This is a genomic window from Sphingobacterium alkalisoli (assembly GCF_005049105.1).
Taxonomy (GTDB): Bacteria; Bacteroidota; Bacteroidia; order Sphingobacteriales; family Sphingobacteriaceae; genus Sphingobacterium; species Sphingobacterium alkalisoli.
In genome coordinates, this window is sequence record NZ_SUKA01000011.1 from 21,043 (window position 1) to 43,757 (window position 22,715).

A 22,715-nucleotide genomic window follows, 5' to 3' on the forward strand; every position below is an offset into this window, starting at 1 on the left:
CCCACAGCGGACCTGAAAAATACGTTCATTACAACGCAAAAAAAAACAGCAGATCGGATATCCCGATCTGCTGTTTAACTAATATCTGTAAAATAAAGAATTACTTATTTTTTGCTGTTATCCAAATCTTTACGCACCTTCTTAGCAAACTCAAGAGATACCTCAGCAATTCTCGCAATGGTATCATCGGTCAGGCTAAGTTCGGTAATCAAGTTTTCTACTGCGTCTTGCTTTCCTTTTTCCACTCCCTTTTCAATTCCTTGCAATACCCCTTGACTCTTTGCCTTTTCTAGTAAAAATATTCCCTGACCGTCCGGATCGACAAACATGACTGGACTATTAATCGATTATGAATAAGGACTAACTGGAATATACTTTTCCGCCAGCGGATCTATTACGTTGCATCGTCCGATTTCAGCATCGTAGAATCGCAACCAAGCTGAACGCCCAACTCCTCCTACTTGGCTAAGTTCAAAAATTCCATCTCAAAGATTTCGTTTTTATCTTCATCAAAAATTTTGACGCTTACATCTGTCCCTAATTTATAGATATTCCGAAAAGACTCACTACTTCTAGCTTTTATTAATCGCTTATTGTCATACTTAATGAAAAGCCATTCTTTTCCCAAAAAATTCACATTCAAACAGACAGAATTCTCATAGTCTATGCGATGCCTTAACAAGTTAAATATTCCATAGCTTTTATAATAATACGACTCACACAGGTAAATCTCAAACTGATCTCTAACTTTTGCATAGCCTACTGTATCAACCACGTTGATTTTTTGGGGTCTAATTTCCCTAAGGAAATTTTTGTTATATATCGAATTTTCGATTGATAATTGCGCGGGGAAATGATAATGCACAAATTGCCCATTTCTGGTAATCATAATGGATAATAGGAAATATAGCATCAGTATTGAAACTATTATTATTAAGCTTATTTTAATTTTTCCACTTTTCATTTTTTCTTCGGTTTTAACAAACTACTGATATCCGTCCCTCCTTTATTTTCCTTTTTGATATCTTGAAACTTTTCAGAAGGATCTAAGCCATTTCCAGATCCTGTTTTAAATCCTCCGATTTTCAGAGTAGCTTCCACATTATCAACACAATTGTTCAAAAATGTTTCATAATCGGTGGCAGTCGTTTTATCAGCAGTCTTCTTCATTACAGCATCTTCCGTCGTTGAAGTTTTCAAAAAAAAAGCTTTCTCATACCGCTGTTTAAGATTCCCCTTATCATCCCTTTCCGAATTTGCAAAAGGTTCTTGCCCATAATATACATCATCATAATCACTCTTGAAGGTATTGTGCTCACTGCTTGCAAAATCATCAATAGATTTAAACTGAGCAATTGTAAATGTATTATTTTCCTCAACTTCCCCTTTCTTATTGGTATAGGACCCATCACTATCACCATCTTTTGAGTAATAAGTCCAACCATCTTTTTGATTTCCTATTAAAATCGCTATATGGCCATATTTATGTCCTGGTTGCTTATCTCCATAAGACAGTATGATAATGTCTTTTCCGTCCGGATCAATTATATCAATCGGATTATTAAGAACATAATTGTAAGGTGAGTGGTTAAAATACTTCTCCCCGAGCGGATCCACGACATTCCATCTGCCGATATCCGCATCATAGAACCTTGCACCGTAATCATACTGTCCACCAAGCTCGCCCTGGAGTTCCTTGCCATTGTAAAGATACTTATTATTCCCCGCTGCCACAACACGCTGCTTTCCAAATGGATAGTAATCATCTTTCTGCAGTACCTCTACCGCATTATTGTTTGCGGGGTTACGGTACACCGTAGACCTCACATTGCCCAGATGGTCCGTCAGGTTGTATCGGTAGGTGTAGGTATTGTTGGATGTATTGCGGTACGCAACGCCCTCGCCCATATGGATCAGTTCGATGTTGTTCCCATTGTATTCTATACCTCCCACGTAATCCCTGTTCCCGCCCTGATTGGAATATTTGCGCAGCTTGGCGCCCATTGCATCGTAAAGGTAACCGACACGAACAGAAGCATTGTAAACCGAATCCGGAAGGCTAAGATGGTTGTAACGGATCGTCATACCTGTACGGTCCCTCGTCGTATTGCCGTTCGCATCGTAGAGATAGGTGTTCGTATTGCCCGAAAGACTCGCCAGCCTGTTACTCTTGTTGCTGTTATTGTACGTAAAGGTCGTCGATGTGGTAGCTGTCGTATTCCCGGTGTTGCGCGAAAGGGTCTTGATATTGCCCATATCATCATAGGTCAGCGCCTCGATCATTACCGTCGTTCCCGTACTCGTACCATTGGTCAGCCGGTTGAGCCTGTCGTAGCTGTAGCTGAATGTGCTGTTCGTGGCAGCTCCATGGCCCCAGAGCTGCTGGGCGATATTGCCGTTATACTGTGCACCGGCAAGTACTGTCCCTGTGCTGTTGACATTGTAGTTCAGCTGGTAGGTGAATTGCGGGGAGCTTGCTCCTGTCGCCCACCCCCGCTCATTATAGGCATAATCCACGGCCGTATGGTAGTTGTTCCTGTCCTTATCCCCGCCGACCGATTTCTTCTTCAGCTGCCCGATCTCGTTGTATTCATGCTCGGCCAGCGTTACTTCGTTCTGCGGGTCATTGATATAATGTTTGCTCGCCGTTAATCTGCCCACATGATCGTAACTGTTCGTGGTGACCATCGTAGTGGTAACACCTTTTGCAATGTGCACACGCGTACTTTTGGTCAGTTCGCCCACAAAGGTATACTCATTCGTTATGCGGTCGGTACCATTTAAATGGTTCTGCGAGACAGACTGTATTAATCTACCGCGGTCATCATAATAGTTCACCGTAAGCAGCGGTGCCGTTCCGTCGTCCTTGCTCACTTTCATTCCCGTCAGAAGGGTCTTTATTTTCAGGCTCTTCGATATCCCCTGCTCGGGAAGTGTGGCTGCGTTTGCAAAGGTGTAATCATCATAATAGCTGACCGTAAGTTCCTGCAGACGTGCAAGGGTGTCCGGGAAGCTTTTCAACGTATAGTTCGCCGTGCCGATACGGTCTTCCCACTGCGGCACCTTTAAATCGGCCCATGCCTGTACCTGTTTGCGCGTAGCCGCGTTCACGTTGTTATAGATCCCCGTGGAGGCTACACGACCGAAGGCATCGTACTTCGTATAGCTCCATTTCTTGGCCGCGCGCTGCACCGAATCCTGTGTCAGGATGGGCTGGTCGTTCCTGTTGTAGACAATATATTCCCAATATTTCCCGGGCACCTTCTTCTCGACGAGCCTCCGCCTGCCGTCGTACCTGTAGGCATACACCAGCTCGTTGAAATCGGTGTTGTTATCGGTTACCGTAGCGGTCGTATACCCGGGAGGGATCACATAGCGCAGGTCGCCGAAGTCATCATACACATAGTAGGTGTTAAGCGCCTCGGTATTGCTCTTCCATACCCGCTTCAGTACCACACGGTCTTCAAAGTCCCTATATTCCTCTACTGTGCCGCCCTTTCCATTGGACGTTATCCAGTTCTCGTCCTTTGTAACGGTCCTGTACAGTTTACCTGCTGCGTAATAGGGTGTGCCGCTGGCCCCCAGGTTATTGGAATTGACGGCCCACAGGCGGACATCGCCCGCTACATTCGTACCGTAATCCATGGCAACCGTATGACCCGTAGACGATGCCGTGGTGACGGCGCCTCGGTCTGCCGAAGGCTGCCATGCCTGCCCCGGTGCTCCCTGTTCCAGTACGCGGTTCAACGGGCTGTTCTCGAACACCGTCTCGGCATAGGGTTTCGGGGTCCGTACGATACCGGATATATCATCTCCGGTGGTCCTCGTGTAGAAGGTGTTTACGTTACCGCTCCCTCCGGTCTTGTAAGCGCCGTTACCGTCTGCGTGAACATAGGGCAGGTATTTCCTGCTCTCACGACCGAATCCGTCGTATTCGATATGCTGGACGATATCCTTATGCCCCGGACTGGCCATAAGATCCACCGTCTGAAGGGGACGGCCAAGGCCATCGAAATACTGGACGGTCTGGTTCTCCTCGGCGATCGAGCGCGGATCGTCCATGTTGGCCGCGGTCACACCCGGCCGCCTGAACGTACGGCTCAGGATATAGTTCTGGTTACTGCTGGGCGTACTGGTCAGTAAAGGTGCACTCAGCAGGTAAAGCCGTACATTGCTCCCCGAAGGGATATGGAAACCGTTGGTCAGCGTAATGCTCTTCAGCGCAGTGATCTCACCCTGACCGCCATAGCTGGAAAGGCTGATGGCCTGCTGCCCACGTACTCCAAGGGACAGGAACAGCGCCGATACCGTATACATGATTGTCTTTCTCATTGCTTATGGTCTGTAGTGGTAACGGTAATTTTTCAATACGTTGTCCTCGAAATCAAGCACATCCTTCAATCGCTGGAAGCCGTCGTACTCATAGTACTCCGTGATACCACGCGGATCTGTCATGCTCGTCATGCCCACGAGCGGCCTGTACGTATAGCTGCTTATCTGCGCTTTTTGCATGCCTGTATTGTTACGTAGCAAATCAATTGTGTTTTTGATCGTCTCATCGGATACATCCGTTGAATTAAGTGCGTTAATTTTATTGGTAGCAACACTTCCCCCTCCGAGGGCCAATAAAACCTCGGCATACGTCGCATTCTCGATCTTCGCTACGGGATACTGATCAGAATAGCCCCAAAGTACAACTGTGTTAACTCCATTAATTATATAGCTTTGTGGTTGCTTTCGTTTGTTATAGGATGAATAGTCAATTAAAGTAACCCATCTATTATTAGATATATCTAATTCCTCTACCCTTTCCGGAGCGTATAAGTTCATCGTATAATTTGTATAATTTGTCTTCGTACGATTTATTAGTTCACCTCCTAAAAATGATTGCGTTTCAAAAATAGAATTCAACATGTTTTTTCCGAACATTTCTTGGACAATCACATTGCTCGGGTCCTGTTGTAATTTATCGACAGTAAAATTAATCTCAGTGATCTTCTCCTTCCCATCACTTTGCATCTGAACTATTCGATTCGTTTGAAAATTTGAATTGTAATAATACTCTGAAGTTTTTGTCAAAATCGGGTTAACACCGGCAGCATCATAAATAAACTCATCTTGTTTACTCAATAATCTTATTCCATTGTAAATAGGATAGTCAAAAAAGTAAAAATCACTCAGTGGCAACGGGTTAAAATAACATCCTGAGCGTATATACCTGTATCCTAATTTTAATCCTCTCCCATTTATCCCTTCAACATCTACATATTCACTATTGATTCGCCTATTTAAGTAATAAGTTCCATTACTTTCCTTAAAATAAGATTCAGATATCAGTTTACTATTCTTCCATTTAACCGGTAGTTGAAAAATTGTGGACAAATAACCATCTACTACGGGCAAACTGGCATCTTGTTCGACTTTGTACGTTTTTATCATTTTACCATTACTCAACGCAGATGTGGTTCCAGCGAAATGATATTCAGCAATTTCTTGGTAAAGTAGAGGGCTTCCTTGATAATAAGTCAATGGGTATAATGAACTATCGTAAAAAAGCCTGACTGTCTTGGATACTGTTCGACAACCCGGGGTATTTCCCGGAGTAGATAAAATTACGCCATGCATAAACTTCTGTACTCTCTCAAATGGAAAACTTTGAAATAAATCAGAAATAACTATACCAATCCCATTTTCAGAAACGCCATATTTAAAGGCTTTAAAATCAAGAAAATTATCTGTACAATCATAATTCAATATCTTTTCTACCCTCAAGCCATATCCATTATTTAGTACATCAACAACCTGCTCTTGATAAAAATTTATATTTGCTCCAGCATATGCCAAAGTAGCAGGATTTGTGGTAGGTATTACTGCATACATTTCATACACATGTCCCTCTTCAAAGTAGATAGCTGTCTCATAATCAACATCTACATTCGCCTCTGCCCTCACAGTGAATAAAACAGTATTTGTGGTCAAATTCTTTATAATTACATGTGGTCTATCGGTTAAACCAGTTAGATCACCGATCTTCCGTAAAGAAAAATGTACCCTTGTATTACTATAGTTCTCAGCGACAAATGTATAAGTATGTGTAGTATTTATACCGCTTGCAAAACATGAAAACCCACTTTGTACCAGCTCAGTAGATGATCTATATAATCTATTTGGCGCATATTCAAATAAACTATATCCTTTGGTGGGATAGGTTATCTTCTTTAATATGCCTGCTTCTAAAAAATCAGATTTAACAGATCTATCCGCGTTGCCAACAGTGATAATCCCACTGCCGTACGTAATCATTTGCTTTTGTCTAAGCAAGGTCGGGTTAGTGATAGCTCCATTATAAAACCCATAGTCGTCCTGGGCGAAACTTCCTTTTGGGGGAAGCATCACACTACTATACTCAAATTGATAGCTGTTGTCAAAGTCACCATCTCCTTTAAAAAAACGGATTGAATCTAATTTTAACCTATATTTGTTCTGCTCTGAATTTGTTAACGGCGGATTTTGAATAGTAGAATAAAAATAGCTTGTTTCAAAATCTATTTTTCTTAATAATGTGTAATCGGAAATCTGGTTAGTTTTTTTTAGAACCTCTATCGATGTTAATCGCTTTCCTCCGCCGTCAAGCCTATCTTGTAACGAGTTAAAACGTATTTTAGTATTTTTATATTCCACAGATTCAAGATACAATGGGACGTAGCTCGTTAAATGCTGAGTCATATCAATACTACTAAGCTGTTCATAGCTTGATTCAAAATCTGGTCCGTATGTCTGGAAAAAGCTATAATTAACATCAATGATTGTGCTGCTATCGTCGCTATAATTAAAGTATATAGTATCAACCTTGTCACAAGAGATAATTTTTGTCAGGTACCAAGTTATGTCCGCATGTTTCGTATCTCCTACAGGACTACTGCCTTCGCTGTTGACTGTTTTACTAACAAATTCTACATCACTAAAAATATAATGATCTCCATTATCATCAATTATCTCAAAATCGTGAAAACTATCCCTATAAATAATTTTAAGTGGAGAACTCTCCAAATGAAGCGGCAACCCTTGATTTTCAAAAATAAATTGGCCACTTTTGTTTGGAAGAATATAACTAAAAATATCTGGTTCTGAATCACGTTCATGATGCAGCGCGTCTTGTGGAAAACTTTGAAAGCCACTATTTGGATTATATATTTCTTCCACGGTCGGAACCTTCATATTTTTAAAGCCCGAAGGTGTAAAATCATCCTCGCCAACTACATTTCGAATTACCGCACCTCCAACACTCAGTCTCCATCCCAAACCAACCCAAGTTGCACTTTCATCGGTTTTCACACCATTTCCAGACACGTAATCTAAGGTAATAGGGATATTTATATCGCCGACGGAAACATCATAAATTGAAATACTCTTCTCTAAGGCACCGGTATTTTTTGTGAATTTCCAGTTAGCATATTTACCTAAAGTCGCCGCTTCTACAGATGGGGGGATAAATCGTTCTATCTCCTGCGAAAAAGAGATAAATGCGGACAAATGTACAATAAGCACTATTAAAGATAACTTTACAACTAAAACATTCATAATTTTACGTTTAGCTAAAAAATATTACAAGAATTCTGTGAGTACCGATTTTTATACCTGAGCAACTGAAATTAAATACTAAATAGGCTATTTTATTCTATTTTCTAAAACCTCTAAGCAGTATACAGAAATGTTTATCCGTTAGTAATTGTTTCGATATTATAATACTTTCTAACAATTGATTTATTCTAAAAATAGAAAAGCTTTTTGATAAAAACAAGACAATTGTTTTAAAAAAATAATTGTCTTGTTGAAATAATAAATATTAACCATTAAATTCATTTCCAGCAAAATACCATTACATCTTTTTCTATCATTCTAAGTTTTTAACCCGCAGTTCTAGCCTACGAAATCTTTCTTCATGCTCCTTGATATCCTTCTCCTTTTGGATAAGATGTAAAGTCAACTCTTCAACTTTCTTCAACAAGATTTTATTCATTTCCCCAAGTGATATCCCCTCTTTTTCTACTTCTGGTGCGCTTGGTATTTCAGGAAGATGGCCATTCTGCTTTATGTACATCTCGATTTCTGGTAAAGACATTGCTTCATATTCAGCTTCAAATACGTAATCTGGCCAATTCGCGGTTTCAACCTTGATTTCCTTCGCACGTATATTACCGTTAACGGAAAGCTTTTCTGTGGGGCTAGTAGTACCGATTCCTACATTTCCGTTTTCCACGAAGTGGTTTCCACTACCAGATACCTGCAATTTTCCTGATGATTTGACATCGCTATGGGAATCCAATACCGTACGCCAATTGTTAAAATTTCCTACTTCATTCTCACTCGCTCCACCTGACCAAGCACTCGTTCGGAAATACATTCTCCTATCATTTGCACCAAAATAAACATCAGTCTGCCAGTGTGAAGATCGGCCATATATGGCCAACAATGTACCATAACTGTTACTGCCTGGACTGACTCCTCCGGGACGACTAGTGTGATAATCGTCAAACAATCGAATACTCATAGGACTTAATTGAGTTCTCGGTGCCAAGGCAAAGTTGTAATACAAATGTGGAAACTTTATTTGATCGACTTTAACGGTGCCTATTACATCTAACTTCTGTGAAGGAGACGTCGTCCCTATACCAACATTGCCACTTGCAGGGAAAACATTTGCTTGCCCTAAAGATTTCACTGTTGAAAAAGAGAGTAAACCTACAACGTAAAAAATTACAACTATTTTCATAAGAGATTTATTTTTATTGTTATTTATCTTATCCTAAATTTTGAATTAATTAAGCGCAGAATCTCTTCATAAAGGATTTGGTCTCTGCTCCTAAATAGAATCATTACTTCTCATCATTATAATTCAATATTATTGTTTTTTAATAGGATAAATATATCGTCGATCTTCTTCTGTTGTTCGTTGATTTGCTTTTCCTTTTCAATTAAATGCAAGGTTAGCTCTTCAATTTTCTTCAACAGCAACTTATTCATCTCCCCCAGAGATAGACCATCCTTCTCAACTTGAGTTGCTTTTGGTATCTCTGGAAGATGACCATTGCCTCTAATATATTGTTCTATTGCAGAGAGTGGCATCAATTCATATTCTTCGGAAAAGACATAATCTGGCCAATTAGCGGTTTCGACTTTAATTTCCTTAGCGCGGATATTTCCGTTGACGGCAAGTTTATCACTAGTAGCATTGGCGCCAATGCCAACATTCCCCTGCGCATTATATTGGACCATCAATCCGTCATAGGACTTCACAGCCTCGGGATGTAAAAAGAAAACTTCAGAAAGTCCTAATCGATTTTGCGCATCATTCGTTTTATAAACCGTAAGGCGAATTTTCCCCACCATTGCATCAGGAGTCTTAGCGATGAAATGACTAGCGGTATAATTGTTTACATCGACCATTGTAACCCATTCGTTGGCTCCTAGATAGGTGTTATAAACTTCAATTTTAAATTTGACCGGGCTATAATACCGTGATGTCCAACCGATCCATCCTCCTCGCTGTACATGCTCATTAGGTAGGTTTTCTATTAATAGCACATAGGGATTTTGTTCATCTATCCCGGTTGAAGAGTATGATGGATAAAAATTAGCATCAAATAATGGAGGCGTACTCAAACTAATACTTCCGGACTGGGTTACCGAAAAACGATTATTCGCATAAAAAAGCATATTTTTCTCTAAGGAAACGGCTGATCTATTTGAAGGAGCGATTACCGTCTCTGTTTGTGCAAAACTGGAGACAAAAGCAATCATTAAAACAACAAACACAAATTCTTTTTTCATATTCACATCCATTTAGTTAATATAGTGCATTTTCCGAACTCAACTACTTGACACCATTAATTGTCGACTTTTCAAGCGTTGCTTTCATTTTCTTGTTTTCCTTGTCTATTTCAATGACATACAGAGTCAATTCCTCAATTTTTTTCATAAGCAGCTTGTTCATTTCTCCTAGAGAGATTCCTTCTTCTTCGATTACAGAGGCCTGAGGTATTTCTGGCAGGTGCCCTTTGGTCTGGATAAACTTTTCCACATCGGCAAGCGGCATTAAGTTATACTTCCTGGTAAAAACATAATCAGGCCAATTGTCAGTTTCGACCTTGATTTCCCTAGCACGGATATTACCATTGACGGACAGCTTCTCGGATGGAGAATTCGTTCCGATACCGAGTTTCCCCGTTAAAAGTATATTTTCGCCGAACAGGTCTCCTGCCATTCGATTCCGGTAAGATAGCTTTACCGTATTTGTCCCACTCATAGCTTCATCCACAGCAGTCCATCCCTGAAACCAAACAGCCTGTTCACTCATGCCTCTTGCAAATGCTTTTACACGAAAACGTTGAAAGTATGATTTACTGGCAACAAAAACGACTACTTTACCTGCCTCGTTGGTTAAATAGACATCGGGCGTATGCCCGCCAAACGAGGATACGGAATGACTTATAAAATTACCGTTATAGATATAATAGTTCAATAAAAGGCCTATCGTAGAAGAAGTACCATAGCTATACCCTTCAATATTCAATGTAACCATTTGGGACGAGCTGGTATACGGTAAATTGGTTTTTATTTTAACTCCATGAACCGCTGTTCCATTGAGGTTGTAATCCAGCACATGATATTCCTGCCCAAGGGACCTGAAAACGCATAGATTAACACAAATTAAAAAGCTTAAGATTACAATTTTCATTTTATACTTATTTATTAATAATTACCTGTTTCCCCATGATTCTCTAGGCGTAACATTCTCTCCTCAAGGTCTGTGACCCTCTTATCCTTTTCAATCAAGTGCAATGTCAATTCTTCAATTTTTTGAAGTAGTATCTTGTTCATCTCTCCTAGGGAGATTCCATTTGCATCTACTTCATCAGCTTTGGGAACGTGTGGCAGATGACCGTATTTCTTGATGTAATTTTCAACCTCCTTTAGCGACTGTAACTCATAATCGCTTGTAAAAACATAATCGGGCCAATTCGCTGCTTCAACCTTGATTTCCTTGGCGCGGATATTACCATTAACGGAAAGTTTTTCCTGTGGAACATCTATACCGATACCGACATTTCCTGAAATACTTTCTACCAAAACACGTCTCCAAACCGACCAACCATTAGTCGCAGTACCAGAACGATAATACAAACCTCGACTCTGTGAAAAAGCTAGCTCGTGAGCAGGACCGCCGGAATCGTCCGACCAGCCTCTGAGACTTAATAGTGTTGAATAATTACCGTCGGCAGGCAAGCCCAGGCTGATATTCCGCTTAAACGAGGCTTTTAACATCCTCGGAAAGCTAGTAGGAAGTGTACTAACATCTCTACTGTCCTCAACAGCTAGGTGAGCGGATTGGGCAAACGGTGTCGAGGAAAAAGCTAATAAGAGGAACAATATTATTCCAGAGGTTAGAAAAGATTTAAATCGCATAAGTAGTAGTTATAAAGTAGATGGTGATAAATTCTATTCGTCGTAATTATATACGGCATCCATGGCGCTCTTCATATAAGAGTTTAGAAAGAAGTAATTATGACCTCAATCCAGACGCTTAATAGCTATTCGCATCATGATTTTAAAACTCGTTATCGCAACGATTTAAACCCGGGTAATTCACAATTTGGAAGTACAAAAATTCCTATTAATAAACTACAAGAGCTAAATCAATCATAAACTTATACTAAGGAGATCAAGGTCGACAGGCATATTTTATTTTCGTTAACTACTGGTCTTTTTATAGTATATACTTCTTAACAATTGATTTCCAATAAAATTATAAAAGGTTTACGAGAAAAACAAAAAAAACTACCCCAACAACTCCTTCGCATGTTGAAGGGCGGCGTCTCCAGGATTTGAACCACTTAGCATCTGTGCAACCTCCAAAATACGTTCATCAGGATCTAACAGTCGGATATTGGACTTCGTGCGGTCGTCTAAGTCTTGCTTGTATACCTTAAAGTGGGCCGTGCCCTTGGAAGCAATCTGCGGTAGGTGCGTAATAGCCAACACCTGCATTTGCTGCGCTAGGTTCTCCATCACTTCGCCTACTCTTAACGCCACCTCGCCCGAGATACCAGTATCGATCTCATCAAATATAATGGTCGGTAACGCGGAACGTTGGCTCACGAGAGATTTTATAGCGAGCATTACACGGGAGAGCTCCCCTCCGGATGCCACCTTATGGATAGGCTGCAATGCCTGCCCCTTATTGGCCGAAAATAGAAACTGCACTTTGTCCAATCCTTTGGGAGAGAGCTTATCTACTGCTTGCTGCTCCAAATCGATCTGCAGATTTGCATTGGGCATACCAACGGCAACCAGCATGTTATTGACATTCTCCTGAATGATCGGCAAGCTCTGCTGACGGGATCCGCTGATCTGATGGGCCAACTGCAATACGGCATCAAGTTGCGCCTTTACTTCATTCTCCAGCACAACTAACGCCTCATCCTGACTGGATGCGAGTTGAAGTTTCCGCTCGAGTTGCTCCTGCAGGGCAAGGAGTTCTGCATCGGTATCAAGCCGATGCTTTTTCAACAGGGTATAAATCTCACTTAAACGGGCGTTGACATGATCTAGTCGGTCCGCATCAAGATTTATCCCCTCATTTGCCAGTTCTACCTCATTGCTGATATCTTTGATCTCAATATAGGCGCTTTGTAACCGTGCGGCAAGTTCTTCTGCGGGCTTAAAAAATTTGGATATGTTCTGCAGCTGTAGAACCGCATCCTTTAATAAGGTTTGGATATTGCTCTCACCCTCGATCAACGCATATTGCGCGGCCGAAAGTCCTTTTTTGATGTCTTCGGCATTTTCGAGCTGTTGCTGCTCCGCTTCCAATTGCGCCACTTCACCCTCAATAAGGTTTACTTTTTCAAGCTCATCAAATAAAAACTGGTTATAATCCAGTTCGGCATTGGCGGCATGAATATCCTGCTTTAAGGCCTGCAAGCGTTGTTCATAATTTTTTAAGCGCTTGTATTCGGATCTGTAGCTTTGCAATAGCTTATCGTTAGCAGCTACGCTATCTACTACAAACAATTGAAATTCTTCGGTATTGAGTTGCAATGTAGCGTGCTGGGAATGAATATCAATCAGTCGTTCTCCCAGGGCTTTAAGCACATTCAACGTGACGGGCGAATCATTGACAAATGCACGGGATTTTCCGTCAACGGCTATTTCTCGCCGAATAATGGTTTGGTTCTCGTAATCTAAATCCATCTCCTCGAAAAAATCATGCAGTGCGTAGGAAGAAACACCAAAATACCCCTCAATGATGCACTTTTGACTTTCGTCGAAAAACTGCTTTCCTTCTACGCGATTGCCTAAGATCAGACCCAAGGCCCCCATAATAATGGACTTACCGGCACCGGTTTCTCCTGTGATGATATTCAATCCGTTATCAAACGAAATATCAAGATTATCTATTAATGCGTAATTCTTTATAAATAGGCGCGTCAGCATGTCATATTATTTTAGTGTCTCGTACTTTGAAATATTGGCTGGATCCAGTTCGGCCAACAGATTGTAGATTTTTACGCTTTCATTTCCAGGCATCTTAGAGAAGAGGCCGACAAATTCATTGGATTTTGCAGTGAACAATGCATTAGTCAATACATTGCCGGTATGGGTACGATCCACTTCTTTTAATCTGCCTAAGAGTTCGCCCATAATACCTTTGGCTTTGGCTTCATTGTCGACCATCGTATCCAGTCCCTCCCGGTGGAAGGCATACGAGAACTCGCGGTAAGGCAGATAGGTTCGATCGACCAGATTCGTGATCAACCAGTACCTATTATCCATGGCTTCCATGCCGCGCCAGCCTTCGACTTGCGAACTCTGCGAATAATTCATAATCGTACGCGCCTTGGAGAACAGGGGCGTGCCTCCTGATTTCCGGAATGAATCCATATCCATCCCAATAATAATGTTTGCGTAGAAGCCTAATAATGAAGAAAGGGGGCCCAGGTTTTGGTTATCATTAAAATCCAGCTGCTCGCCTTCTACATAGGAAAAATTAAAATACTTGTCCCGGAAACTTAAAATCGGACTGTTATAATTCGTTCCGTATACGGGGCGGGCTGAATTTATCTGTGCGGTAGCTTTATATTGCTTGGAACCGTCGTACTCGGAAATAATGATATTAAAACTACAGTCGATACGCTCTTCGGGGCGGATCGCTTTATCGGTCCAAGACCGACTGTTTAAAAAGTCGGAAATAACGCGCTGTAGTAATTCTAGTGTCCGGGCATTGGTATTTTGCAGTTGCGGGGCTGAAAGTTCTACCCGCGCATTTAATTCCTGCGCGAAGCTGTTGGAAAAGGCAACAGAAAACAAAAGTATACTTGCGTAAATTCTTAGCATATGATTTGAATATGATTCAAACTTAGACAAAAGTTTTTTGAACTTCTATAAATCAGGAGAAAATAATATGTTTGTATGAATGACGGACTTTAGTACACAATTGAGCAAATACATACCTACCGAAGCGGCGCCGATTATCTCCCGATGGATAAACGACACCAATTGCCGATTTAAAATAACGCGAAGCAGATCTTCCAAGTTAGGCGATTATAGGGCTCCGTATCGAGGCAATACGCATCAGATCACGGTAAACCATGACCTGAATCGGTTTTCCTTTTTGATCACTACGATCCACGAATTTGCCCACCTCCGGACCTGGCAAGAGCATAAGCATCGCGTAAAACCACATGGAACGGAATGGAAAGAGAATTTTAAAGTGATGATGCAACCCTTTTTAAAGCTGAACATCTTCCCCAATGATGTGGTACTGGCAGTCTCGAACTATATGTCTAATCCCGCCGCATCTTCCTGCACGGATCTGCAGCTGTACCGCGTCCTTAAAAATTACGATCTGCTGGATTCACCAGTACATACCGTAGAGGAGCTTCCTGAAAACAGCATCTTTCAACTCAAAAATGGCCGTACGTTTCAGAAAAAGGAAAAATTAAGAAAACGATACAAATGTATTGAAATAGATACCAACAAGATCTACCTATTTCACCCTATTGCCGAAGTTACACCATTGAATGCCAACATATAACTATTCACTTTATACCTCTATATAATGAACAAAACAACAGTATACGCCCTCTTCATTTTACCATTGGCATTCTTTGCATGCCAGAACGGGCAACAGGATACCCATGACCCAACCACATTGGATACGGTAGCGCTCGAAGCAATACAGGAAGATACATATAAGGAAGCGGTATCCAAACTGTCGTCTGATGAATTTTTAGGGCGAAAACCCTTTACCAAAGGTGATACGCTGACGGTAAATTATATCCAAGAACAATTTAAAAATCTAGGACTACAACCGGGCAACGGAGATTCTTATTTTCAAGAGGTACCACTGGTAGAGATCACCTCTAAGCCCGTATCGCCCACCATGACGTTGAAGGGGGAAAAAGGAGATTTGACGATCAACTACCTGGATGATTTTGTAATTGGAACAAAACGATTACAGGATAAGATTAACATTGCTTCGACAGAGCTGGTCTTTGCAGGATTTGGAATCGTGGCGCCGGAATATGGCTGGAACGATTATGATGGACTGGACGTAAAAGGTAAGACGGTAGTCGTTCTGGCATCCGACCCAGGAAGATACGACAAAAATCTTTTCAAAGCAGATACCATGACGTACTACGGCAGGTGGACCTATAAATATGAGGAAGCGGGACGCCAAGGTGCTACAGGGGTATTGATTATCCACGAAACTGAAGCGGCGAGCTATGGGTGGAATGTGGTCAGAACGGGCTGGAGTGGCCCTCAACTGGATATGGTTACCGCAGACAACGGCGCTTCGAATGCGGCATTTGAGGGCTGGATATCAAACGAAACGGCTAAAAGTCTCTTTCGGATTGCGGGAATGGATCTAAAAGTAATGGACGACGCCAAGAAACCGGGTTTCAAACCGGTACCGCTACACGTCACGACCGCGGTAAGCTTGGCAAACAGCTTCCGTCGGTCTAAATCAAATAATGTAATTGCCAAAATAGAGGGATCAAAACGAGCGGACGAAACAATTATCTACACGGCACATTGGGATCACTTGGGTGTAGGCGAGGCCGTAGACGGAGATTCGATCTATAATGGAGCCGTCGACAATGCGGCAGGCGTAGCTGCATTATTTGAAATTGCGAAAGCATTCCGTACTGCTAAAGTAACACCGGAGCGCACCATTGTATTCATGGCGCTTACGGCGGAAGAGGAGGGCTTATTGGGATCGGCTTACTACGCGAACAATCCTATTTATCCCCTTAACAAAACAGTCGCTAACTTAAACATGGACGCCTTTAGCCCCTTAGGAGCTACTAAAGATGTATCTATTGTAGGGCTGGGGCAAACGGAATTGGAAGATTATGTAGAAAAATCGGCTGCTAAATTTGGAAGGGTAGTTAAGGGAGAGGGCAATCCTTCTTCAGGTGGATTTTACCGATCTGACCACTTTAACTTTGTTAAAAAAGGAGTTCCGGGCTTATTCATGGGGAGTGGCGACCAATTGATTTCATTAGACAGCACCTCGAATGCACAGCGAAAAGAAGTGCTATCGGGACGTTACCACAATGTTACCGATGAAATGAACGAGTACTGGGATTTTGACGGTATATTAGCAGACATCCACTTGTTTTTTGACATTGGGTATACCTTGAGCTTGGAAAAAACGTTTCCACTGTTCAAGGCTAATTCGGAATTTAAAGAATTAGGTGAGAGACGTCTCGCAAAATAGTATCTTTGTCCAGAAGATTAAGATATAATATATACAAACTATGTTAACAGGAATGAAACATTTACACTCGACGCTAGCTGTAGTACTCTTATTAGCTTTGGTCATTTCCATTATTATTACAGCCGTTAATTATTTTAAAAGTAACCCCTACAACCGTAAAATAGCATTGATTGGGTTCATCAGCGCGCACTTACAACTTGTGATCGGATTGGTTCTCTATTTCACTTCTCCGTTGGGTCTAAAAAGTTTTTCGGGCGAGAATATGGGCAACAGCTTATCGCGTCTCTATTTTTTAGAACATCCCTTGTTGATGCTTATCGCTATCGTGTTAATGACGATTGGCTATTCAAAAGCGAAAAAAGCGAAGGAAGACTATAAAGCAAATAAAACCGTATTCTTCACCTATACGATCGCATTAATATTGATTTTAACGAGAATCCCTTGGAGCACATGGTCGTTATTAAATTAACACATCATAAAGGCGCTAGAGATGGCGCCTTTATGATGAAAAAGCGTTAACCTAGTTCGCGATAGAATTCAGGTAAACTTCAATGTTTAAATATCCCTTCCAGTCGGAATCTGAACTAAATTTTAGCGCATCACTACGGTCATTTTTGTTTAGATTTAGCTTTTCTTCCCACTCATCAGGAATCCCGTCGTTATCTGTATCTTTTTCAACATGGATTTCTTTACCATCTACCTGCGTAAGGTCCATATTAAAAAAATCAGTCTCATTGTGGACATTTCGTCCGTTAAGCCCTTTACTTTTTAGCTCTTCGATCATCGAATTATCTATGGCATCCCGCATTGGAAAAACAGCTCCCACGTTGTCAACGATATAGTCAAATGCAGATAAGGCAGACATAGTTGATTTTACACTTGGATAAGTGGCGAAATCCTGCGCATTTTTAAAATTATGATTTGGGATGCCGGGATACCAAAAGTCGTTCGATTCGATCATGGTCCCATCAAGTTTACCATTTTGATTATTATCATAATAATTTCCTTTCTGGAAGAGATTAAAATTTTGGTTTCCCCTAGAAAATGGCGTGATTTTCGTTTGGGGCGTTGAAGGGCCTCCAATAAAGTAATTATTTAAAATTAACACATTTGAAATCACAGCTGACTCACCTCCCAGAATATAGGCATCTGCCGAAATAGAATGTTTGGGGTTAATGGTATTTTTATTCCCAAAATTATAAACAATATTATTAACAAACTCATTTATTCCTTTTACCTTAGGATTACGCGTCTTGTTACTGTGATAAAGAGATTTGAGTATGCTAATTTTTCCTCCGGATTGAATTAATCCTCCTGCGGAATGATTATAGGTATGCAGACCTTGACCGATTATACTATTTTGCAAGGTTATATCCGAAGGTTCCTCGCCTTTCTTATCCCAACTGATAGAAAATACTTCATCGAGTCCCCAGGTAATCGACATGTGATCTAGAATAATATTTCTACCATTGGAAATCCCCGAAGCATCCTCATTTTTGCTGGCTCCTCCGTTAGTTCCGAGTCTAACACGCAAATAACGGGCTATTGTATTATTGGATCCTGTAAATGACAGCGTCCTCCCATAGATAGTCACACCATCTCCTGGAGCAGTCTGCCCGGCAATAGTCGTAAAGGGAGCAACTTTTAACTTACTCTTAAGTTTGATGACACCGCTAACTTTAAAGATTACAAAACGTCCAGGTTGACTTACAGCATCGCGTAATGACCCTTTTCCTTCGTCTGATAAATTTGTGACAAAATAGACCTGTGGCTGATCCACTCCCCTGGCTCCTTGGGCGAAGCGGCCAAAACCTTCGGCTCCCGGAAAGGCTATGCTCTCTTGCGAATACACAAACTGGAACATAATTAGCGATAAAACAATCGGTATAAAAAAATATTTTGTTGATGTCATAGGATTTAAAATTTAATGGTTAGAAACTAAGACCCAAACATCTAATATTTAATTTAATAAATTGACCTGTACCATCCTGCTCGAAATATGTTTGAAAATACGAAAAAGAAAAATTCTAAAATTGAGTTTTTAGTTTGTTCTAAATTTATAAAAATATTTATGTTTATTTGTAGCTTTTAGGTTATATCGTAAGGCATCTATATTTAAATCATTAACTTTACAACCTAAATTTCAATGAAAATCAATTAAAAAATGAGTGCAGATATCAACAAATTAGAACAGATTGCATCACAAGTAAGACGAGACATTGTACGCATGGTACATGCTTGTCAATCTGGACACCCTGGGGGATCATTAGGATGTACAGACTATTTCGTAGCATTGTATTTCCATGCGATGAAACATGACCCTTCTTTTAATATGAGCGGCGACGGAGAAGATTTATTTTTCTTATCAAACGGCCATATTTCGCCGGTATTTTACAGTACATTGGCTAGAGCGGGATATTTCCCTGCAGAAGAATTGGCTACGTTTCGTAAGATCAACTCCCGTCTACAAGGCCACCCTACTACACACGAACATCTTCCGGGCATTCGTATTGCCTCGGGATCGTTGGGTCAAGGCTTATCTGTTGCAATTGGTGCTGCACAAGCAAAGAAATTGAATAAAGACAACCAATTGGTATTTGTACTAATGGGTGATGGTGAATTACAGGAAGGTCAGGTATGGGAGGCTGCAATGTACGCACCCCACAACAAAGTAGACAATCTTATTGCCGCTGTTGACTATAATGGTGCCCAAATCGACGGACCTACAAATCAAGTGCTATCCCTGGGTAACTTAAGAGCGAAATGGGAAGCTTTTGGATGGGATGTGCTAGAAGTAGAAAAGGGCAACGACATGGCATCTGTAATAGCCGGCATCGAGGAAGCAAAAGCACATAGCGGGAAAGGCAAGCCTGTGATGATTTTATTACATACTGAAATGGGCTTTGGTGTGGATTACATGATGGGATCGCATAAATGGCATGGTGTAGCGCCTAACGACGAACAATTACAACTTGCGCTAGATCAGATTCCACGAACAGTCGGAGATTATTAATATTAGATAGGAGATGTTAGATAGGAGATGTTAGACTCCTAATATCTAAACATTATAAAAGAAATTTAAACGGAATGAAAAAATTCACGTATACTGAATCAAAAGATACACGTTCAGGTTTTGGCGCTGGTTTATTGGAAGCGGGTAAAACGAACGAAAATGTCGTAGCACTTTGTGCCGACTTAATCGGCTCATTAAAGATGAATGATTTCATCAAAGAATTTCCAGAGCGTTTTTTCCAAATTGGGATTGCGGAAGCAAATATGATGGGAATCGCTGCGGGATTAACGATTGGCGGAAAAATCCCTTTTACAGGAACCTTTGCAAACTTTTCCACTGGCCGGGTGTACGACCAAATTCGTCAATCTATTGCTTACTCTGATAAAAATGTTAAAATATGCGCTTCGCACGCCGGTCTCACCTTAGGTGAAGATGGTGCAACCCACCAGATCCTGGAAGACATTGGCTTGATGAAAATGCTTCCCGGGATGACGGTTATCAATCCATGCGACTTTAACCAGACAAAAGCAGCAACGATAGCGTTAGCTAGTCATGTTGGTCCGGCTTATTTACGTTTTGGTCGTCCGGTGGTTCCCAACTTTACACCAGCTGATCAAAAATTTGAAATCGGTAAGGCCGTGATGCTGAATGAGGGGAAAGATGTAACGATTATAGCTACTGGTCACTTGGTATGGGAAGCTATTAAAGCGGGTGAAGAACTAGAAACATTAGGTATCGATGCTGAAATCATCAACATTCACACCATCAAACCGTTAGACACAGAGGCTATTTTAAAATCAGTTGCCAAGACTGGATGCGTTGTAACGGCCGAAGAGCACAACCGATTGGGTGGTTTGGGTGATAGCGTAGCGCAGGTGTTGGCTCAAAAATTGCCTACTCCTCAAGAGTATGTAGCGGTAGACGACAGTTTCGGCGAATCTGGTACGCCTGCACAATTGATGGAGAAGTATGGACTTACTGCATCAACTATTGTGGCCGCAGCAAGAAAAGCTATTAGCAGAAAATAAGACAAATGGAAGACGCCTTAATCATATCAAAGTTTGCTGATGAGCGCACACGCGAAGAGGCGTTCGGCTATTTGCTAAAAAAATATCAACAAAAAATCTACTGGCATGTCAGACGCATGGTCATCGATCATGACGATGCGGATGACGTGACGCAGGATATTTTTATAAAGGTGTGGCGCAACTTAGAAAAATTCAGGGAAGATTCTCAGTTGTACACCTGGCTGTACCGCATCGCTACGAATGAATGCATTACTTTTTTAAATAAGAAAAAGCAAAAACAAAATGTTTCGTTAGATGATGATAGCGCGGGTTATTTGTCGGATACATTGGCTGATGGCAGCTACTTCAACGGAGATAAAGCACAGCTTAAACTTCAGCAGGCGTTGCTTACACTTCCCGACAAACAACGGCTTGTATTTAACATGAAATATTTTGAAGACCTTAAATACGACGAGATATCAGCTATACTTGGCACAAGTGTAGGAGCACTTAAGGCTTCTTATCATTTGGCTGTAAAGAAAATAGAACATTTTTTTAACGCGAATGATTAAACCTTTTAGTGACAAAAGTATCTATACCCATACGATGAAAGAAATAAACACATATGATGGTGAATTAGGAGGGAATAAGCTTCCTGAGGCATTGCGTGTAAACCCTTTTACCGTGCCGCCAGACTATTTTAACGTACAGGAATCAAGCATTCTTTCCCTTGTACGGTTAGACAAACTAGCGATTCAAAAAGATAACCAAGCCACACCTGAAGGATACTTCGAAAAACTTCAAAACGATATTTTAGCCAAAGTAGCCGAACAAAAATTAAAAGATGAGGTTGCTACTACGGGATTTACAATTCCTGCAGGCTACCTTGAAGGAGCTGAAGAAGCTATTCTCCATCGAATTGCGGAGGCGCAATTGAAGAATGCCGTAGATCAAGATGGCTATGAGGTTCCGACAGCTTACTTTGAGACGCTAGAGCAGGATATTTTATTAAATGTCGCAATAGAAAAATTAAAAACTGAAGTCTCGGAAACGGGGTATCAAGTACCTGCTGGATATTTCGACCGCTTGTCTGAAAAAACATCCATGATACCAGCGAGCACTAACACTCATGAAAGTGCTATGAAGGGTCGTTATGGCCAGCTAGAGACAGTGGAGAAGGAAATAAGGACACTACCCTCTCGAAAAAGATGGGCAAGCTACGCTGCTGCTGCCGCGGTCGCTGCTTTAATAGGTATAGGATCATATTTTTCATTCAGTCAGCAAGACGAAGCTATCTATTCTGAGGATATATCTTTTTCGGAGATACCTGATGAGGCTATCGTGAGCTATCTGGCCCAAACTTCTGATGGTAATGATATGATCTTTTTTTCGGAGTACTTAGAAATTCCCGAAACTGTGGAAATAGGTAGCCAGGTTAAAGACAAAGATATCGAGGAGTATTTAAATTACATGCTATAATGCTACGTTTTAAACAAATATTAATTACACTTTGCTTTTTATTTTTATTTCAATTTGCTTCATTTTCGCAACAACGAAACTTTGAAGTTATTGAGAATAAAAAGATCGCTTACATCACGAAGGAACTACAATTGACCCCTGCTGAATCGCAAAAGTTCTTTCCGATTTACAACCAATATAATCGGGAGATATGGGATCTTAAAAGGGCAAAAAGAGGCATTGAGGTACCGAAAAATGCAAATTCCTTCAATGGCGGAAAGAGGGATGTAATTGCTTTTGATGCGAAAGAAGTGGACGTAAAAAAAATATACCGAAGTAAATTTGCGCTGGTAATTGGGCAATCGAGAGCGTCGCAATTCTTCCAGGTAGAAGAGGATTTTATTAACATGCTGGCTAAAGAATATAAAAGCAGACCGAAAAGATAATAGAA

The 22,715-nt window shown here is 41.1% G+C and carries 19 protein-coding genes; 8 read left to right on the top strand and 11 right to left on the bottom strand.

Annotation, left to right across the window (positions count from 1 at the left end; genetic code table 11):
• Positions 1–104: 104 nt before the first annotated feature.
• The 10 genes from FAZ19_RS22490 to porD all read right to left on the bottom strand — a co-directional run bounded on the left by FAZ19_RS22490 (position 105) and on the right by porD (position 14,397).
• Positions 105–329 carry a hypothetical protein gene (locus FAZ19_RS22490; RefSeq protein WP_136823026.1) on the bottom strand — a complete coding sequence of 75 codons (225 nt, stop codon included), beginning with the start codon at positions 327–329 and terminating at the stop codon, positions 105–107.
• Positions 330–457: 128 nt separating this feature from the next.
• Positions 458–964 (bottom strand): hypothetical protein, encoded by a 507-nt coding sequence (locus tag FAZ19_RS22495; RefSeq protein WP_136823027.1) that lies wholly within the window; start codon positions 962–964, stop codon positions 458–460.
• Entirely contained in the window at positions 961–4,332 is a 3,372-nt protein-coding gene (locus FAZ19_RS24295) for a DUF6443 domain-containing protein (RefSeq protein ID WP_136823028.1), read from the bottom strand. Before FAZ19_RS24295 ends, FAZ19_RS22495 begins: the two co-directional genes overlap by 4 nt.
• A 3-nt stretch (positions 4,333–4,335) precedes the next feature.
• Complete coding sequence (locus tag FAZ19_RS22505) at positions 4,336–7,581, bottom strand: hypothetical protein (RefSeq protein WP_136823029.1); 3,246 nt, start codon at positions 7,579–7,581, stop codon at positions 4,336–4,338.
• A gap of 313 nt (positions 7,582–7,894) precedes the next feature.
• The gene (locus FAZ19_RS22510; RefSeq protein ID WP_136823030.1) at positions 7,895–8,773 is read right to left on the bottom strand and encodes a hypothetical protein; all 879 of its coding nucleotides are present in this window, start codon (positions 8,771–8,773) and stop codon (positions 7,895–7,897) included.
• Positions 8,774–8,889: 116 nt separating this feature from the next.
• Positions 8,890–9,831 (bottom strand): hypothetical protein, encoded by a 942-nt coding sequence (locus tag FAZ19_RS24170; RefSeq protein ID WP_188876190.1) that lies wholly within the window; start codon positions 9,829–9,831, stop codon positions 8,890–8,892.
• A 43-nt stretch (positions 9,832–9,874) separates the two neighbouring features.
• Positions 9,875–10,738 carry a hypothetical protein gene (locus tag FAZ19_RS22520; RefSeq protein WP_136823031.1) on the bottom strand — a complete coding sequence of 288 codons (864 nt, stop codon included), beginning with the start codon at positions 10,736–10,738 and terminating at the stop codon, positions 9,875–9,877.
• A 14-nt stretch (positions 10,739–10,752) separates the two neighbouring features.
• Entirely contained in the window at positions 10,753–11,466 is a 714-nt protein-coding gene (locus FAZ19_RS22525; protein WP_136823032.1) for a hypothetical protein, read from the bottom strand.
• A 372-nt stretch (positions 11,467–11,838) separates the two neighbouring features.
• Positions 11,839–13,497: a DNA repair protein RecN gene (recN, locus tag FAZ19_RS22530; RefSeq protein ID WP_136823033.1), complete on the bottom strand. Its 1,659-nt coding sequence runs from the start codon at positions 13,495–13,497 to the stop codon at positions 11,839–11,841.
• Positions 13,498–13,503: 6 nt separating this feature from the next.
• Positions 13,504–14,397 carry a type IX secretion system protein PorD gene (gene porD, locus FAZ19_RS22535; RefSeq protein ID WP_136823034.1) on the bottom strand — a complete coding sequence of 298 codons (894 nt, stop codon included), beginning with the start codon at positions 14,395–14,397 and terminating at the stop codon, positions 13,504–13,506.
• A gap of 79 nt (positions 14,398–14,476) precedes the next feature.
• Between porD and FAZ19_RS22540 the strand changes: the two genes are divergently transcribed.
• Genes FAZ19_RS22540 through FAZ19_RS22550 form a run of 3 tightly spaced genes read left to right on the top strand, consistent with a single transcriptional unit; the run spans position 14,477 to position 17,255 of the window.
• Entirely contained in the window at positions 14,477–15,097 is a 621-nt protein-coding gene (locus tag FAZ19_RS22540; protein WP_136823035.1) for a SprT-like domain-containing protein, read from the top strand.
• 24 nt (positions 15,098–15,121) lie between these two features.
• A complete protein-coding gene (locus FAZ19_RS22545) occupies positions 15,122–16,786 on the top strand; it encodes a M28 family metallopeptidase (RefSeq protein ID WP_136823036.1) in 1,665 nt (554 codons plus the stop codon).
• Between the two features lie 52 nt (positions 16,787–16,838).
• Positions 16,839–17,255, top strand: coding sequence for a hypothetical protein (locus FAZ19_RS22550; protein ID WP_136823037.1), 417 nt, complete (start codon positions 16,839–16,841; stop codon positions 17,253–17,255).
• A gap of 51 nt (positions 17,256–17,306) precedes the next feature.
• On the opposite strand, the gene FAZ19_RS22555 is transcribed toward FAZ19_RS22550, so the two are convergent.
• Positions 17,307–18,698, bottom strand: coding sequence for a pectate lyase family protein (locus FAZ19_RS22555; protein WP_136823038.1), 1,392 nt, complete (start codon positions 18,696–18,698; stop codon positions 17,307–17,309).
• Between the two features lie 252 nt (positions 18,699–18,950).
• Here FAZ19_RS22555 and FAZ19_RS22560 point away from each other — a divergent pair, with 252 nt between their 5' ends.
• From FAZ19_RS22560 to FAZ19_RS22580, 5 genes are all read left to right on the top strand, one after another.
• Positions 18,951–19,799 (top strand): transketolase, encoded by an 849-nt coding sequence (locus FAZ19_RS22560; RefSeq protein WP_136823039.1) that lies wholly within the window; start codon positions 18,951–18,953, stop codon positions 19,797–19,799.
• Between the two features lie 74 nt (positions 19,800–19,873).
• Positions 19,874–20,827, top strand: a complete 954-nt coding sequence (locus FAZ19_RS22565; protein ID WP_136823040.1) for a transketolase family protein — start codon at positions 19,874–19,876, stop codon at positions 20,825–20,827.
• Between the two features lie 5 nt (positions 20,828–20,832).
• The gene (locus tag FAZ19_RS22570) at positions 20,833–21,378 is read left to right on the top strand and encodes an RNA polymerase sigma factor (protein ID WP_136823041.1); all 546 of its coding nucleotides are present in this window, start codon (positions 20,833–20,835) and stop codon (positions 21,376–21,378) included.
• 34 nt (positions 21,379–21,412) lie between these two features.
• Positions 21,413–22,285: a hypothetical protein gene (locus tag FAZ19_RS22575; protein WP_136823042.1), complete on the top strand. Its 873-nt coding sequence runs from the start codon at positions 21,413–21,415 to the stop codon at positions 22,283–22,285.
• Positions 22,285–22,710, top strand: coding sequence for a hypothetical protein (locus tag FAZ19_RS22580; RefSeq protein ID WP_229707679.1), 426 nt, complete (start codon positions 22,285–22,287; stop codon positions 22,708–22,710). Before FAZ19_RS22575 ends, FAZ19_RS22580 begins: the two co-directional genes overlap by 1 nt.
• Positions 22,711–22,715: the final 5 nt, after the last annotated feature.